At 72.6% G+C, this 15392-nt stretch carries 13 protein-coding genes and 1 other RNA gene; 4 read left to right on the forward strand and 10 right to left on the reverse strand.

The genetic code is table 11. The features are described 5' to 3' along the window. Positions 1 to 97: 97 nt before the first annotated feature. Both eda and yaaA read right to left on the reverse strand, forming a co-directional pair. The gene (eda, locus tag ACWCPY_RS03455) at positions 98 to 718 is read right to left on the reverse strand and encodes a bifunctional 4-hydroxy-2-oxoglutarate aldolase/2-dehydro-3-deoxy-phosphogluconate aldolase (RefSeq protein ID WP_451262638.1); all 621 of its coding nucleotides are present in this window, start codon (positions 716 to 718) and stop codon (positions 98 to 100) included. A gap of 95 nt (positions 719 to 813) precedes the next feature. Next, positions 814 to 1614 carry a peroxide stress protein YaaA gene (gene yaaA / locus ACWCPY_RS03460; protein WP_451262639.1) on the reverse strand — a complete coding sequence of 267 codons (801 nt, stop codon included), beginning with the start codon at positions 1612 to 1614 and terminating at the stop codon, positions 814 to 816. Positions 1615 to 1742: 128 nt separating this feature from the next. Here yaaA and ACWCPY_RS03465 point away from each other — a divergent pair, with 128 nt between their 5' ends. After that, entirely contained in the window at positions 1743 to 3185 is a 1443-nt protein-coding gene (locus ACWCPY_RS03465; protein ID WP_451262640.1) for an RNB domain-containing ribonuclease, read from the forward strand. Here ACWCPY_RS03465 and ACWCPY_RS03470 read toward each other — a convergent pair. Further along, positions 3130 to 3753, reverse strand: a complete 624-nt coding sequence (locus ACWCPY_RS03470) for a hypothetical protein (protein WP_451262641.1) — start codon at positions 3751 to 3753, stop codon at positions 3130 to 3132. The two genes, ACWCPY_RS03465 and ACWCPY_RS03470, sit on opposite strands and share 56 nt — an antisense overlap. Beyond that, a complete protein-coding gene (locus ACWCPY_RS03475; protein WP_451262642.1) occupies positions 3750 to 4493 on the reverse strand; it encodes a MerR family transcriptional regulator in 744 nt (247 codons plus the stop codon). Before ACWCPY_RS03475 ends, ACWCPY_RS03470 begins: the two co-directional genes overlap by 4 nt. A gap of 179 nt (positions 4494 to 4672) precedes the next feature. On the opposite strand from ACWCPY_RS03475, the gene ACWCPY_RS03480 reads away from it, so the two are divergent. From ACWCPY_RS03480 to ACWCPY_RS03490, 3 genes are all read left to right on the forward strand, one after another. Continuing rightward, the gene (locus ACWCPY_RS03480) at positions 4673 to 5242 is read left to right on the forward strand and encodes a Uma2 family endonuclease (protein WP_451262819.1); all 570 of its coding nucleotides are present in this window, start codon (positions 4673 to 4675) and stop codon (positions 5240 to 5242) included. 55 nt (positions 5243 to 5297) lie between these two features. Further along, positions 5298 to 5699: RNase P RNA component class A (rnpB, locus tag ACWCPY_RS03485), an RNA gene on the forward strand. Positions 5700 to 6201: 502 nt separating this feature from the next. Beyond that, positions 6202 to 7326: an MFS transporter gene (locus ACWCPY_RS03490; protein ID WP_451262643.1), complete on the forward strand. Its 1125-nt coding sequence runs from the start codon at positions 6202 to 6204 to the stop codon at positions 7324 to 7326. Positions 7327 to 7624: 298 nt separating this feature from the next. Here ACWCPY_RS03490 and ACWCPY_RS03495 read toward each other — a convergent pair whose 3' ends face one another. The 6 genes from ACWCPY_RS03495 to ACWCPY_RS03520 are packed head-to-tail and all read right to left on the reverse strand — an operon-like array spanning position 7625 to position 14860. Further along, on the reverse strand, positions 7625 to 8653 hold the full coding sequence (locus ACWCPY_RS03495; protein ID WP_451262644.1) for a LacI family DNA-binding transcriptional regulator: 1029 nt from the start codon (positions 8651 to 8653) through the stop codon (positions 7625 to 7627). 58 nt (positions 8654 to 8711) lie between these two features. Beyond that, positions 8712 to 10565, reverse strand: a complete 1854-nt coding sequence (locus ACWCPY_RS03500) for a glycoside hydrolase family 36 protein (RefSeq protein ID WP_451262645.1) — start codon at positions 10563 to 10565, stop codon at positions 8712 to 8714. A gap of 5 nt (positions 10566 to 10570) precedes the next feature. Beyond that, complete coding sequence (locus tag ACWCPY_RS03505) at positions 10571 to 11386, reverse strand: carbohydrate ABC transporter permease (protein WP_451262646.1); 816 nt, start codon at positions 11384 to 11386, stop codon at positions 10571 to 10573. Then, positions 11383 to 12345: a carbohydrate ABC transporter permease gene (locus ACWCPY_RS03510; protein ID WP_451262647.1), complete on the reverse strand. Its 963-nt coding sequence runs from the start codon at positions 12343 to 12345 to the stop codon at positions 11383 to 11385. Before ACWCPY_RS03510 ends, ACWCPY_RS03505 begins: the two co-directional genes overlap by 4 nt. A gap of 5 nt (positions 12346 to 12350) precedes the next feature. Next, positions 12351 to 13679 carry an extracellular solute-binding protein gene (locus tag ACWCPY_RS03515; protein WP_451262648.1) on the reverse strand — a complete coding sequence of 443 codons (1329 nt, stop codon included), beginning with the start codon at positions 13677 to 13679 and terminating at the stop codon, positions 12351 to 12353. After that, entirely contained in the window at positions 13664 to 14860 is a 1197-nt protein-coding gene (locus tag ACWCPY_RS03520; RefSeq protein WP_451262650.1) for an aminotransferase class V-fold PLP-dependent enzyme, read from the reverse strand. The genes ACWCPY_RS03515 and ACWCPY_RS03520 overlap by 16 nt, the downstream gene beginning before the upstream one ends. Between the last annotated feature and the right edge of the window lie 532 nt (positions 14861 to 15392).

Consider the following 15392-nt stretch of genomic DNA (forward strand, 5'->3'; position numbering starts at 1 on the left):
GCCGCTTCCGCTGGGGGCCGGGGTGCCCCGCATCCCCGCCCGCACCCACCGGGGTCCGGGGCGGAGCCCGGTTCCGGGAAGGGGCGGGTAGGGGAAATCAGCCGCGCAGCGCCGACGCCTCGCTCGCCAGCCGCTCCACCCGCGCCCAGTCCTTCGCCGCGACCGCATCCGCCGGAACCATCCAACTGCCGCCCACGCAGCCCACGTTGGGCAGCGCCAGATAGGACGGTGCGGAGTCGAGGGAGATGCCGCCCGTCGGGCAGAAGCGGGCCTGGGGCAGCGGTGCGGAGAGCGCCTTCAGATAGGCCGTGCCGCCGGCCGCCTCGGCCGGGAAGAACTTCATCTCCGTGACCCCGCGCTCCAGCAGCGCGACCACCTCGGACGTCGTGGAGACACCCGGCAGGAACGGCACCCCCGACGCCTTCATCGCGTCCAGCAGCCGGTCCGTCCAGCCGGGGCTGACCAGGAACCGGGCCCCCGCGGCGACGGTGTCGGCGACATTCCGTACGGAGATGACCGTGCCGGCCCCGACCACCGCGTCCGGCACCTCGGCCGCGATCGCCCCGATCGCGTCCAGCGCCGCGGCGGTGCGCAGCGTCACCTCGATGGCCGGGAGCCCGCCCGCGACCAGGGCCCGGGCGAGCGGCACCGCGTCCGCGGCGTCCTCCAGGACGACTACGGGCACGACGGGGGCGAGGTCCAGCACAGAGGAGGTCATGGGCCCATCTTGCCGCGATGCACGCACTGTACGCAACGAGCGTTGCGCATGATGCAACAGGCGGGATTCGGCGGCTCCTGCGGCCGGCCGACGGCTCAGTGGATCTCCGTCACCACGACATCGAGCGACCACGCCCGCCCGGCCCGCGCCGGAGCCTCGGCCTCCACCACGTACCCGAGCCCGCGCAAGGTCTCCACCAGCTCCGCGGGCCCCTTCGGCCGCGCACCGGAGACCAGCAGATCGCGGACCATCCGCCCCTTCGTCGCCTTGTTGAAGTGGCTGACCACCGACCGCTTCTCGACCCCGTCCACCAGCTGGGAGTGCAGCACCCGCACACTCGCCGTGCGCTCGGCCACCTCGCCCTTCGGCTTCCACGCCGCGGTGTAGGCGGAGGACCGCAGGTCCAGGACGAGCCCGTCCCCGGCCGCCTCCGGCATCACCTCGGCCATCGGCCCACGCCAGTACGCCCCCAGCGCGCCCAGGCCCGGCAGCTTCACACCCATCGAGCAGCGGTACGAGGGGATCCGGTCGCCCACCCGCACCGCGCCCCACAGCCCGGAGAAGACCAGCAGCGACTTCCCGGCCCGCCGCCTGGCCGCCGCGTCGAGGGAGGCCAGGTCCAGCGCGTCGTACAGCACCCCCGTGTAGATCTCCCCGGCCGGACGCGTCCCGGCCGTCCGGAGCTCCACGTTCTTCGCGATCTCGCCGCGCAGCCCCTCGCTCAGCCCGAGCACCTCGCGGGCCTTCCCCCGGTCCGCCGCGCACAGCTCGACCAGCTCGTCGAGAACCGCCGCCCGCGCCTCGGCCAGGCCCGGAAGCGACAGCGACTCCGGCTTCAGGGGCACCCCGCGACCCGAGGCGGCCTTTCCTTCGGAGGGCGGCAACAGCACGAGCACGGCGGTTCTCCTTCGTACGCACAGTCGGGGCGACGGGACCAGGCCCCCGCGCCAGCGTACGGGCACGCCGGGACCGGCCGGCCGTCACCCGGGATGCCGCCCGCCCCGCCCCGCCATACGCTCGGTCCATGCCCCGCCGCCACATCCGTATGACCGGGCCGGCCGACACCCCGCTGGGGGCGTCCCTGCGCAAACTGCGCACCGAGCTCGGCCTTCCCGACGACTTCCCGCCCGAGGTCCTCGCCGAAGCGGCACAGGCGGCCAAGGACCCGGCGGTATCGGCCCACGAGGACGCGACGGACCTGCCGTTCCTCACCATCGACCCGCCCACTTCCGACGACCTCGACCAGGCCATGTACCTCGAACGCCGCCGACGCGGCTACCGGGTGCACTACGCCGTCGCCGATGTCGCCGCCTTCGTACGCCCCGGCGGCGCACTCGACACCGAGGCCCACCGCCGGGTGACGACCCTCTACTTCCCCGACGGCAAGGTGCCACTCCACCCCACCCTGCTCTCCGAGGGCGAGGCCAGCCTCCTGCCGGGGCGGACCCGGCCCGCCGTGCTCTGGCGGATCGACCTCGACACCGAGGGCGGCACCGTCGCCACCTCGGTACGCCGGGCCCTCGTCCGCAGCCGCGCCAGGCTCGACTACGCGGGCGTCCAGCGGCAGATCGACACCGGCACGGCCGAGGAACCCCTCGCCCTGCTCCGCGACATCGGACGGCTCCGCGAGGAGCAGGAGGTCGTTCGAGGCGGCATCTCCCTCGACGTGCCCGAGCAGGAGATCGTCGAGCGCGACGGCGGCTACGGCCTGGAGTACCGCGCCCCGCTGCCCGCCGACGGCTGGAACGCCCAGATCTCCCTGCTGACCGGCATGGCCGCCGCCCACCTCATGACCGAGACCGGCACCGGCATCCTGCGGACCCTGCCGGTCGCCCCGGACGGCGCCGTGGCCCGGCTCCGCCGCTGCGCCGAGGCGCTGCACATCGACTGGCCGCACCACGTCCCGTACGCCCAGGTCGTCCGCTCCCTCGACCCGCGCAGGGCCAACCACGCCGCGTTCCTCCAGGAGTGCACCACCCTGCTGCGCGGCGCCGGGTACACCGTCTTCGAGCACGGCGAACTCCCCACCCCCGCCGTCCACGCCGCCGTCGCCGACCTCTACACGCACTGCACCGCCCCGCTGCGCCGCCTCGTCGACCGGTACGCGGCCGAGCTGTGCCTGGCCGCCGTCGCGGAACAGGACCCGCCCGAGTGGGTCCGCGCCGCGCTGCCCGGCCTGCCGAAGGAGATGGCGGACGGGACCGGGCGCGCCAACACCGTCGAGCGCGAGTGCGTCGACCTGGTCGAGGCCGCGCTGCTCAAGGACCGGATCGGCGAGGTCTTCGACGCGGTCGTGGTCGACGTGTCGGAGCAGGAACCCACCACCGGCACCGTCCACATCGACGACCCGGCCGTCGTCGCCCGGATCGAGGGCGGCGACGCGAGGCTCCCCCTGGGGGAGCGGCTGCGGGTCAGGCTGGCCCGGGCGGATCCTGGTTCGGCGAAGGTGCTCTTCGCCCCCGCCTGAGCGCGGCCACGGCGGCCCCCGGATCATCCGCGTGGAACCGGACCTTCCGGGCCCACTCGCGTTTGCCCAGCGGCCGTACGAACTCCACCGGACCGGCCAGCTCCACGGTCACCGTCGTCTGACCGCCCACGACCAGGTCGAGCACCCCGTCCGCGTCCAGCCGCACCGGCCCGCCCTCGGGGAAGCGCCGGTCGACCCGCGCCCCGGTGACCGCACCGGCCGGAATCCGCAGGTCGAACAGCCCGCCGTAGCGAATCCGCAGCGCACCGTCGGCGTCCACCACATGCGGCCGGGTCACGCACGCGGCATGCGTGCCCAGCACGAACAGCACCCCGTACACATCGAGCACGAGCAGAATCCCGTGCACCACCGGCCACGGGACCAGCAGCGCCAGCATCACCGTCTCGACCAGGGAGACGAACAGCAGGCCGTACATCATCGCCGTCTGCGGCCCCGTGTACGGGACGGCGACGGCACCCTCGGGCACGGCATGACGCCGCCTCAGCACCCAGAGCCCGAGACTGTGCAGGGCACGCATCTCGTGCCCGACGAGCCGGCGCACGCTCATCCCGCCGCCCTCCCCGCCACGCGAGCCGCCAGGGCCGCCATCACCCGGCGCACCACCTCGGCCTGCGCGGGCGCGTAGTCGTCGAGCAGCGCCTCGCCGAGCCCCGTCAGGACCGGCCCGTCCGGGGGGATCGCCGCCAGCACGCCGTCCGGCACGGCGTCCGCCAGCTCGGCGGCGAGCGGGGGAATCCGGGGATCGTCCACGGCCGCCCCGGCCAGCGCGTCCAGCCGCTCGTACAGCACGTGCACGGCCGGGTCCTCGGCCAGCGGCGCCAGCGCGGCGTAGATCTCGCCGTCGACGCCCGTGGTGTCCAGCAGCACGAGATGCTCTCGGTCCTTGGCGGCCATGGGGGAGCCGGTCGCCGGGACCTTGCCCAGCAGCTCGGCAAGGGCCGGCGACACGGGCTCCTCGGCGGAGACCGGTCCGTCCAGCAGCCGGGCCAGTCGGCGCCGCCGCTCCCGGATTCCGCTCTCCTGCCGGGCCAGATCCGCGTCCAGCTCCGCCAGCACGTCCATGAGCTCGCGCCCCGCCGCGTCGGCGAGCACGTCCCGCACCTCGTCCAGCCCGAGCCCGAGCTCGGTGAGCCGCCGGATCCGGGCCAGCACCACGGCGTCCCGCACGCTGTAGAAGCGGTAGCCGTTGGAGCGGCGTACGGGCTCGGGAAGCAGCCCGATGTGGTGGTAGTGCCGGACCGCCCGCGAGGTGACCCCGACGAGCGCGGCTATCTCTCCGATACGCATGGAGCCAGTAGAAACCTTGACGCTGCGACAGGGTCAAGCGCTCACCGCACCTCTCCGTATCCGACAACTCCGCGGCCGCCTGTGCCACGATCGAGGGGCGTACTCCCATCTCACGGACGGCGGGTCCATCGATGTCCCAATCTGGCGAGCGACCGAGGAAGGGGCGTGACATGACTGCCATGCCGCATGAACTGCTCACGCAGGCGGACGTCCTGCTGGAGGGCTTCCTGGCGCTGGATACGCCGGAGGGCTTCCGGGCCGAGCTGATCGAGGGGGAAATCGTCGTGACACCGCCGCCGGACGGGGACCACGAGGACTACATCGGAGTGATCCTGGAGCAAGTGATCACTCGCTCGCGCACCAGGATGCGATTCTCCGGGAACAAAGGGCTGAAGCTGACCAGTGGTGGGCGCTGTCCCAAGAACCACGTCATCCCCGACGGCACCTTCGCCCCCACCGAACTCCGTCTGTACCGGGGAGCCGAACCCTGGATGCCGTGCGACGGGGTGGCCCTCGTCGTCGAGGTCACCTCGACCAAGCCGCGGGCGGACCGCACGGACAAGCGTCACTGCTACGCCCGCGGCCCCATCCCGCTCTACCTCCTGGTGGACCGGGAGGAGTCCTCGCTGACGCTGTTCAGCGACCCGGAGGGCGACGACTACCGCCAGCACTGCACGATCCCGTTCGGCAAGCGGCTCGCTCTCCCGGCGCCGTTCGCCTTCGACCTGGAGACCGAGGACTTCATCTGAACCCGGCCCCGACCGGCCGCCCCCGGCGGACGGGTAGCATGGTCGGCACGGCAGACGAGCCGGGCGGACGGCCGCGTGGGGATCCCTGGATCTCCCCGAGGAACGTCCGGGCTCCACAGGGCAGGGTGATGGCTAACGGCCACCCGGGGTGACCCGCGGGACAGTGCCACAGAAAACAGACCGCCGGGGACTTCGGTCCTCGGTAAGGGTGAAACGGTGGTGTAAGAGACCACCAGCGCCTGAGGTGACTCAGGCGGCTAGGTAAACCCCACCCGGAGCAAGGTCAAGAGGGGCCGTCGCAAGACGGCTCTGCGCGAATGATCGAGGGCTGCCCGCCCGAGTTCGCGGGTAGACCGCACGAGACCGGCAGCAATGCCGGTCCTAGATGGATGGCCGTCTCCCCGGCCGCCGCGAGGCGACCGGGCGACAGAACCCGGCGTACAGCCCGACTCGTCTGCCGCCACCTGCGGTTGTGCACCGAGTAGGGCCTCCGACCTGCGTCGGAGGCCCTTTCCGATCTTCCGGCGGCTTGTTGCTTCAGGCGGCTGAAAGTCCCTCCTGTGTCCCTCCGACAGCGTCGGAAGTCCCTGGAGCGGGCGCGGGGCGATGAGCGCGTTCAGCGTTGCGTGTCCGTCCTTGTCCAGGGTTGTCAAGGTGATCCTGCGGGTCAGGGCGCAGTCGCCTCTTCCGGCACATGAGGCAAGGACTCGCAGTTGTTCCGTGCGGGCTACGCGGACGTTTTCGACCCTGGAGGACTGGTGATCCCGAACGTCATGCTCGTTTCTTTCGGCCCGCCCACGTCAGCCAGGTGAATTCGGTTGCGGCGGGACCGGCGAGCCCGGTGAGGTACGTCCATGGACAGTGCCACGGGGCAGGCGCAACGGGCGAGGGCAGGAAGAGACCGTGCGGTCACGGGGCAACCGGCTCCATGGCGAGCGACGGCGGTGCTCGTGGCCCTGATGCTGGCTGCCTTCACCTTCAACACCGCGGAGAACCTGCCGGTCGGTCTTCTGGAACTCATCTCCGAGGGCCTTCGGGTGTCCCTGTCGGCGGTCGGTCTCTTGGTCACCGGTTACGCCGTGACGGTGGCTGTCGTGTCGGTGCCGCTCACCCACTTCGTGCGGGCTGTGCCCCGACGTCATGTGCTCACGGCGCTGCTGGCCGTGCTTGTCCTGTCCAGTCTGGGTGCGGCGCTGTCGACCTCGTACTGGCCGCTCCTCGTGGCGCGGCTGCTGACGGCGCTCGCCCAGGCGCTGTTCTGGGCCGTGATGGGGCCGGTCGCGGTGGGTCTGTTCGCGCCCGAGGTCCGTGGGCGTGTGGTCGGGGCGCTGTCCGTTGCCGGTTCGCTGGCCCTGGTGCTCGGTGTTCCTGCCGGAACCTGGCTGGGGCGGCAGAGCGGCTGGCAGGTGCCCGTCGCCACGCTGGCGGTGCCGGGGCTCGTCTCTCTGGTCACGGTCGCCGTTCTGCTGCCGACCTCACGGCCGGAGGAAGAGCGCGCCGCCCGTGGAACCGGTCCCGACGTCCGGCGGTTCGCGACGGTGCTCGTGGCCGGGGCTCTGTCCGCCACCGGAGCGTTCTCGGGATACACCTACATCGTGAAGTTCCTCGGCGACGTGAGCGGGTTCTCCCCGAGCACGGTCGGTGCCCTGCTCGTGGCCTTCGGCGTTGCGTGTCTGGTCGGGGTGAGTGTCACCGGGGCGCTGCTGGACCGCTTTCCGCAGTCCGCGCTGACCACGGCCACAGCCACGCAGGCAGCGGGCATGCTCGGCCTGTACTCGGCCGGCACCGATCCGGTGGCGGCGGTGGTGTTCCTGGCGCTGATGGGCGGTGCGCTCGGGCCGGTGTTCATGGCCACGCAGAACGCGATGCTGCACTGCGCACCGGGCCGCACGGATATCGCACTCGCAGCCAACTCCGGTGCGTACAACGCCGGCATGGCGGCGGGCGCCGCGCTCGGGGGACTGATTCTGCCGCTGGCCGGCGTGCGGGACACCTTCCTGGCCGGTGGGCTGCTGACCGTCGGGGCCTGCGCGGTGCTGCTCGGCGGGCGGCTGCGGCGTCGTGCCACGGAGTCCGCCGAGTAGGACCGGCGTCAACGGCATCTGCGCGACGTGGATCCGGCCGCGTGCGGGCCGATACCCGCTGGTGCCGGGTGCCCACGACGGCCGGCCGGCTGCCGCCGGACTTTCGGCCCACCCTGCTGGTGCAGCCGTCACGCATGGTGACGCGAGCCCGGCGTCACACCAGCGACTGCGCGCCCCCGCGCATCGGGGAAGCGCTCCTGGAAAGCAGCGGTCCCCGGCGCTGACTTGGATGCTGCCGGCAGTGCCGGCGCGGGCCGGGGGAGGGGTGCAAGTGGACGCCGGCACAGCCTGGCCGCCGCTACCGCCCCGGGGTGCTGCCGCGTACGACCGGCTCCGCAGGGAGCAGCAGCCCGCTCGCCGGGACGGCGGCGGGGTCCTCGACGGCGCTGATCAGCCGGTCGACGAGGGCGTGGGCGATGGCGGCCAGGGGCAGGCGCGCGCTGGTGAGGGCGGGCTGGAGCAGCGTGCAGAGCGGGATGTCGTTGAAGCCGGTGACGGCGACGTCGTCACCCACGGCGAGGCCTGCGGCGCGGACGGCCTGGTAGGCGGTCAGGGCGAGCCAGTCGCTCGCGCAGACCAGGGCGGTCGGCCGGTCGGGGCCGGTGAGCAGGCGCTCGACGGCCTGGGAGAGCGCGGCCGGGTCGTCGTCGGGGACGCCGACCTCGAAGGCGCCGTCGGGGGCGGCTGCCGCGGCCTGCAGGAAGCCGGCCCTGCGGTCGGCGAGCCAGGGCAGGGACGCGGCGGAGTTGAGGTAGCAGATCCGGCGGTGGCCCTGGTCGAGCAGGAGTCCGGTCAGGGCGGCGGTGGCGGCGGTGGAGTCGATGTCCACCCAGTTCTGCGGGCGGCCGGGGGCGGTGCGGCCGAAGGCGGTGAACGGGAAGCCGGCCTCGGTGAGCACGTCGACGCGGGGGTCGTCGTGGACGACGTCGGAGAGGACGAACCCGTCGACCTGGCGGGCCGCGATCAGGCCGTTGAAGGACCTGGCGACTGCTCCGGCGCCTTGCTGGGGGTCGGAGCGGAACACGAGGATGCGGTGGCCGACCGCGTCGGCGGCGGTCACCAGCGCCTGGAGGAAGCCGCCCATCAGGGGGTTGGGGTCGGCGGGGTTGTCGGCGGGGGCGGGATAGCCGATGACCTTGCGGGTGCCGGTGCGCAGGCTGCGGGCGGACTGGTCGGGCTGGTAACCGAGTTCCTCGATGGCGGCGGTGACCCGGGCGAGGGTGGTGGAGCGCAGCCGGTGGGGTGCGTTGAGGGCGTTCGAGACGGTCTGGCGGGAGACGCCGGCCGCGTGTGCGACGTCCTCGATGGTCACCTGTCGAGCGGTCATCGTTCCTCTGTGGTCGGCGGGCTGGGAGCGGCGGGTGGCCGCCCCCGGCCCCCGGTCGTCAGTGCTCGCGGGTCAGGGTGAGCAGGCCACCGGTCGGCACCGTCACCGAGTTCACTCCGGCGACGAGGTCGAGCACGGTCTCGGACAGGATCTCACCATGGCAGTCCTGGACGCGGGCGAGGGCCTGTTCCGGTCGGGTGGCGGCCAGGAGCACCACGGGGTCGCCGTCCGCGTTGGCGACGAGCAGGGTCTGCGGGCCGTCCGCGGAGTACCGGTCCGGGAGGGCGACGGGCAGCGGCGCGTAGCGCGCGACCACGGTGGTGCGGTGGTCGCGGGCGAGGACCATGGGGTAGCCGAGGTCCGGTCGGGCGGGTTCCAGGACGCCGAGCTGGAGGACGTCGGCGTACCGGCGGAAGACGCCGAGCCAGAAGCGCAGGGCGGCGAGCTGCTCGGGGCTCTGGGCGGCGAGGTCGACGGAGATCTGTGGCACCGAGAACAGGGCGTTGACGAGGTGGACGGCGATCGACTCGGGTGTCTCGGCGGGGTTCCACGTGATCATGTCGGCGTGGACGGCGAGCGGGCCCGCGGTGAGCCGGCAGTCGACGGTGCGCTGGCGGTTCTCGGCGGGGCTGAGCGGGCAGTCGGTGGCGCGGACCATGGTGGCGTACGGCCACAGCCCTGGGCCGACGTACGGCTGGCGGTGCTCGACGATCACGTCCGGCCGGGTGCGGCGCAGGCGGGTGTCGAGGTCGGCGAGCAGCTGGAGCACGCCCTCGTGGACGGTGGTGAGGTCGGCGCCGGCCGGGGCGGGCGGAGGGTCGGTGACGGCGAAGCGGTCGATGAAGTCGAGCTTCAGACCGTCCATGTCCCACTGCTCGACGGCGCGGGAGACCTTCTCGACCAGGTAGGTGCGGACCTCGGGGTGGCGGGGGTCGAGCACGGCCGCGTCCAGGTGGGGTTCCTCGCGCAGGATCATGCCCTTGAAACGGTCCCAGGCGTCGTTGTGCCGGCCGATGAACGGCAGCGCGTACCAGAGGAGGTAGGCGAGGCCGAGCCGGTGGACCTCGGCGACGTGGGCCGCGGGGTCGGGGAAGGCCACCGGGTTGGCCTCCCAGTCGCCGCAGTGGCCGTAGCCGCGGGCGCGGTCGGTGGTCTGCCAGCCGTCGTCGACGATGATGCTCTCGCAGCCGACGGCCACGGCGAGGGCGGCCTGGCGTTCGACGGCGGCGGTGTCGACGTTCTGGTGGAGGCTGTACCAGGTGGAGTAGGCGGGCATCCGGGCGGCGGGGGCGACGCCGGGGTGGTGCAGGCCCTCGGCCCACCAGGCGCTGACGGCCTGGAGGGTGGCGGCGAAGTGGCGGCCGCCGAGGTCGATCCGCAGCCGCAGCGGCGGCCCGTCCGGGGTGAGGTCCTGTTCGACGGTGAAGGCGAACTCGCCGCTCTCCTCCACCACGCCAGCGCCGAGGCGCACGGGTGCGGAGGTCTCTCCGGCGGCGGCGGTGCACAGGGCACGGTCGTCGGCGCCGACCAGGCTGGCGACGGGGGCGCCCAGGGCGAGCGACACGGTCCGGGGGGCGATCCAGGACGGCGGCAGCCAGCGGGAGGCGTTGGTGTTCGGGGTCCAGTAGGCGGTGGCCCCGACGCAGGGGACCCGCCATTCGGCCCGGACGGTGGCCGCGGCCGCCGTCGTGGCCTCGATCAGGGCCACGCCGTCGCCGACCGGGGTGACGGAGGTCTCCAGCCGGTCGCAGCCGAGCCCGGTGAGGTGGACGGTGAGCGGTGCTCCGGTGGAGTCGGACAGGCCGGTGGCGAGCTGCTGGTGGACGACGGTGTCGGGGGTCGCGTCGGCCGGCGTGTTGGGGCGCCAGACCGGGACGGGCTGCTGCGGGACCGCGGGTGTCTCGGTGGTCACGGTGGTCACTCCTTGGTGGCCCCGGCCAGCAGGCCGGAGATGAACTGGCGTTGCAGGACGAGGAAGAGGGCCATCACGGGGATGGCGGCGATGGCGGCGGCGAGCAGGACCTGCGCGTAGTCGGTGGTCGCGAGGCCCTGCAGGGTGGCGGTGGCCACGGGCAGCGTGTACATGTCGGGGCTGCGCAGCGCGATCAGCGGCCAGACGAACTGGTTCCAGCCGCCGAGGAAGACGAACAGCGCGAGCGCCGCGATGACCGGCCGGTTGACCGGGATGACGATCCGCCACAGCACCCGCAGTTCGCCCGCGCCGTCGACGCGGGCCGCGTCCAGGAGTTCGTCGGGCATGGAGCGCAGTGCCTGCCGCATCAGGAAGATGCCGAACGGGGTGACCAGGCCCGGGAGGATGACGGACTGGTAGGAGTCGATCAGGCCCAGTTTCATCATCATCTCGAAGATCGGGATGAGCATCACCGTGTCGGGGAGGACGAGGGTGCTGAGCAGCAGGACGAAGAACAGACCGCGCCCGCGGAACTCGAACTTGGCGAAGGCGTAGCCCGCGAGGACCGAGACGACGACCGCGCCTGCCGTCTGAACGCCCGCCACCAGCACGGTGTTGAACAGCACGCGGGTGAGCCCGATGGAATCCTGGAGCCCCTGGAGGTTCTCCATGAGGTGACCGCCGGGCAGCAGCTTCGGCGGCCAGGAGAACACGTCGCTGTTCTCCTGGGTGGCGGCCATGGCGAGCCAGTAGAACGGACCGACGCAGAGCCCGAAGGCGCCCGCGAGGAGCAGGGTGAGCAGGAGGCTGCGGCGCTTCACTTGCGCTCTCCCATCAGGCGGACCTGCAGGAAGCCGAGCACGGCCACGATGAGCGCGAGCGCGTAGGCGAGAGCCGAGGCGTAGCCGAAGTCGAAGTATTTGAAGCCGTTGTTGTAGAGGTACATGGTGACCGTCAAGGTGGAGTTGTCGGGGCCGCCGCCGGTGAGGACGTACGGCTCGTCGAAGAGCTGCAGGGTGCCGATGGTGGAGAGCACCACGGTGAGGAGCAGGATCGGGCGCAGCTGGGGAAGGGTGATGGAGACGAAGCGGCGGACCGGTCCCGCGCCGTCGACCTTCGCGGCCTCGTACAGCTCCTGGGGAATGCCCTGGAGGCCGGCGAGGTAGATCACCGCGTTGTAGCCGGTGTAGTGCCAGGTGATGACGAGGACGACGCCGACGCGGGCCCAGAAGGGGCTGCCGAGCCAGTTCACCCGGTCGATGCCGAACAGGGAGAGGACCCAGTTCAGCAGTCCGGCGTCGCGGTTGAGGATCACGGAGAACATCACGCCCGCGGCGACCAGACCGGTCAGCGAGGGGACGAAGACGCCGAGCCGCCAGAGCGGGCGCAGCCGGACCTCGGTGGAGTTGAGGCCGAGGGCGACGAGCAGGGCGAGGCCGAGCATCAGCGGCACCTGGACGACCAGGATCAGCGCCGTGTTCTTCAGCGCGGTCCAGAACAGCGGGTCGTTCAGCAGGCGCTGGTAGTTGTCGAGCCCGGTGAAGTGGCGACCGGCGCCGTTGCCGGTGGTGAGGCTGATCCAGAGCGAGGCGACGATGGGGTACGCCTTGAAGATCGCGAAGCCCAGCACGGCGGGCATGATCAGCAGGTACGGGACACAGGTGCGGGTCAGGAGTCGGCGGCGGCCCGGGCGGGCGCGGCCGGTCTGCTCGGTGGTGCCGCGGCCGGCCGGAGTGGCGGTGGCGGTGGCGGGAGCGTGTTCGGACGGGGCGAGGGACATGGTGGTCAGACCGCCTGCTGCCGACCGGTCTGCCGGGCAAGCTGCTCGGCGGCCTTCCTGAGGGCGTCGGCCGGGTCGGCGCCCTTGAGCAGCACCTGGCTCTGGGCGTCGCTGGCGAACTTGAGGGCGCGGGCGTAGTCGCCGGTGAAGTTGGTGGCCCCGGCATCGGCGGAGAGCGACTCGACGAAGGGCTTCAGCACCTTCTGGCCGCCGTAGAAGGGGTGCGGCGCGCTGAACCTCGGGTCGTCGTACGCCGTCTTGAGAGCGGGGAAGACGCCGCCGGAGGCGAACATCCGGTTGATCCGGGCGGGCTCGGTGAGCGCGTACTCGATGAATCGCCAGGCGGCCTTGCGGCGCGTGCTGGAGCCGGAGACGGTCAGGTAGGTGGAGTTGACGATGGCGTTGCGCTTGCCCCCGGGGACGGCGGCGGGCGGCTGCATGGAGCGCCACTTCCCCTTCTGCTCGGGGAAGGTGGAGGCCAGGTACTCCACGGCCCAGGCCGCCTCCGCGTAGGTGGCGAGCTTCCCCTGGCCGAGCAGGCGCTTCTCGGTGCCCTGGCCCGCGGTGTCGGCGATCAGGCCGGCGTCGTTGAGCCGCTTGATGAGGGTGAGGGCCTTGACGGCGGCCGGGGAGGCGAGCGTGATCTTCCCGTCCTGGTCGAAGTAGAAGACGTCCTGGAGCTGCATCAGGTTCTGGAAGAAGTCCATGTCCTGGGTGGCGCCGGTCTTGTCGAGCCCGAGCAGCCGGACACCGGTGGCGTCGAGGATCTTCGACCCTGCGGCGGTCATGTCGTTCCAGTCGCCGATGCCGTCGGGGTCGACACCGGCCTTCTCGAAGTGGTCGTGGCGGTAGAAGAGACCGAGTGGGTTGACCTCCCACGGGAGGGCGTGGGCGGCCTTGTCCTTGCCCATGACGGTCGGCCACAGACCCCTGGCGAAGGCGTCCTTGTACTTGTCGGCGCCGAGCCTGGACAGGTCGGCGATGCCGTCGGGGAACTTGTCCAGGTAACCGGGCAGGTAGTCGACGCCGATGTGCAGGACGTCCGCGAGGCCCTTGCCGCCCGAGGCGAGGCCGACGGTGATCTTGTCCCAGATGGCCGGGTTGCCGACATCCTGGACGTCGACCTCGATGCCGGGGTTGTCCCGCTCGAAGGCGGGGACGACGCTGCGCAGGCCCTCGGCCGCGGTGGTCCAGCTCCAGACCGTGATCCTGCCGCTGTCGCCGTCTCCTCCGACGCTGCCCGATCCGTTGTCGCCGCAGGCGGCGAGGCCGAGTCCGGCGACGGAGGCGGTGGCGAGCTGAAGCAGACGGCGGCGGCTCAGTTGGTGGGACATATGGGCTCCTGGGAGTGGGACGTGGGGCGGGTGAAGACGTGCAGCGCCTCGGTGAGCAGGTCCACCGCGGCGTCGGGGGTCGAAGCGTGGGGAGACAGCCGGATCCACTCGTCGCGGCGGGTGGTGATGACTCCGCTCGCTTCGAGGGCGCGGTGGACGGAGACGGGATCATGACCGGGCAGCCGGAAAGCGCCGATGCCGCCGCGTTCCCGGGGCCCGAGCCCGTCCAGCAGGACCTCGGCACCGGCCTGGCGTGCACGATCGAGCAGTTCGTCGAGGACGGCGCGGATGCGACCGCCGACGACGGCCGGTCCGCCCTGGCGGATCAGGTCGTCGATCGCCGCGCCGAGGGCCGCGGCGGCCGGGAAGTCCGGGTTGGTGGCGAGATGGGCGGCGGCCCCGGGCAGCGGCGGCGCCGGATGCCGCGGCGCGAAGGGATCCGCGACGCCGGCCCAGCCGCCGAGCCCGGGAGCCAGGCGCTCGGCGCACCGGTCGCGGATCAGGAGCAGTGCTGCCCCCCAGCCGGCCCTTAGCCACTTCTGGCCGCCGCTGACGAGGATGTCGGCGGCATCCGCTTCGAGGGGGACGGCGCCCAGGCCCTGGATGGCGTCGACGATCAGCAGCCGCTCGGGCCCGAGGACCTCCTTGAGGGCGGCGAGCGGTGCCAGGTGGCCGGTGAGCGAGTCGACGGCGCTGACGGTGAGGGCGGTGACCTCGGGGGTGAGGTGTCGGCGCAGCAGGTCGGGGGTGATGTGCCGCTGCCCGGCCGGGTCGACGAGACGGACGGCGGGGCCGCCGCGGCCGGCGAAGCGCAGCCAGGGGTAGAGGTTGGCGGGGAACTCGCCACGGGGCACCAGGACGGTGCCGGGGCCGTGGAGCGCGGCGGCCACGGTGAACAGGCCGTTGCTGGTCGACGGGGCGAGGGCGATTTCGTGCGGACGGGCGTCGAGCAGCCGGGCCGCCGAGGCCAGGGCGGCGTCGCCGAGGGCGAAGAGCCGGTCGAGGTCGGCAGGGTCGACGCGGGCGGCGAGCGCGGTCGCCTCGGCGAGTGCGGCGGCGGCCGGGCGGGACAGCGGGCCGACCCTGGCGTGGTCGAGGTAGCCCACCATCGGACCGCCCGAGGAGGCCGGACCGGGGGCCGCGGAGGTGGCGGCTTCGGGTAGCTGGATTTGATCGTTCAAAAACTTGCCCTAACGAAGCTTGTGACATGCGCCTTCTGGGAATTTGAAGGTTCACATTAGGGAGAGCGGGCCGACCGGGCAAGAGGTTCGGCGCAACTGCTTTGCGATGAGTCGGCCGGCCCCGCACGGGTGGGTCACCGGCGCGGGCTCCGCTTCGACGGGAGCCGAGCGCTGCCGTCCTGCATCACTTCGCTCGGAGGACGCCGGATCGTCGGCCCGGGCCCGGAGGGCCGGCGCTCCGCCGGAGCCGCCCGGTGCGAGTCGCTCGCGGGGCTGACCGGCCCGCGCCTGTGCAAGCGGTGCGTCGAGCCGGCGTACGGCCCGACGCGTCCGCCGCCACCTGCGGCTTTGCTCGGGAACGGGCCCTGCGGCCTGGGTCGCAGGGCCCGTTCCGGTCCTTCGGGCGCGGGTGGTCTACGGCTGCCCGGGGTGTCCGGGAGTTCTCGACGGCGCCCGGGTCGGTCCATGCCGGGCATGCCGATCAGGGTGGTGAGGGCTGCTCGCGCAGCGCGCTCCGGGGTCCGCACCGGGC

This window comes from Streptomyces sp. NPDC002403 (assembly GCF_053593015.1).

Bases quoted from the DNA above. Each gene is read 5' to 3' on its own strand.
- ACWCPY_RS03475 (WP_451262642.1), bottom strand. From the start codon at position 4,493: ATGCGTATCGGAGAGATAGCCGCGCTCGTCGGGGTCACCTCGCGGGCG.
- ACWCPY_RS03515 (WP_451262648.1), bottom strand. From the start codon at position 13,679: ATGTCCCACCAACTGAGCCGCCGCCGTCTGCTTCAGCTCGCCACCGCC.
- ACWCPY_RS03495 (WP_451262644.1), bottom strand. From the start codon at position 8,653: ATGACCGCTCGACAGGTGACCATCGAGGACGTCGCACACGCGGCCGGC.
- eda (WP_451262638.1), bottom strand. From the start codon at position 718: ATGACCTCCTCTGTGCTGGACCTCGCCCCCGTCGTGCCCGTAGTCGTC.
- ACWCPY_RS03465 (WP_451262640.1), top strand. From the start codon at position 1,743: ATGCCCCGCCGCCACATCCGTATGACCGGGCCGGCCGACACCCCGCTG.
- ACWCPY_RS03470 (WP_451262641.1), bottom strand. From the start codon at position 3,753: ATGAGCGTGCGCCGGCTCGTCGGGCACGAGATGCGTGCCCTGCACAGT.
- ACWCPY_RS03510 (WP_451262647.1), bottom strand. From the start codon at position 12,345: ATGTCCCTCGCCCCGTCCGAACACGCTCCCGCCACCGCCACCGCCACT.
- ACWCPY_RS03480 (WP_451262819.1), top strand. From the start codon at position 4,673: ATGCCGCATGAACTGCTCACGCAGGCGGACGTCCTGCTGGAGGGCTTC.
- ACWCPY_RS03490 (WP_451262643.1), top strand. From the start codon at position 6,202: ATGCTGGCTGCCTTCACCTTCAACACCGCGGAGAACCTGCCGGTCGGT.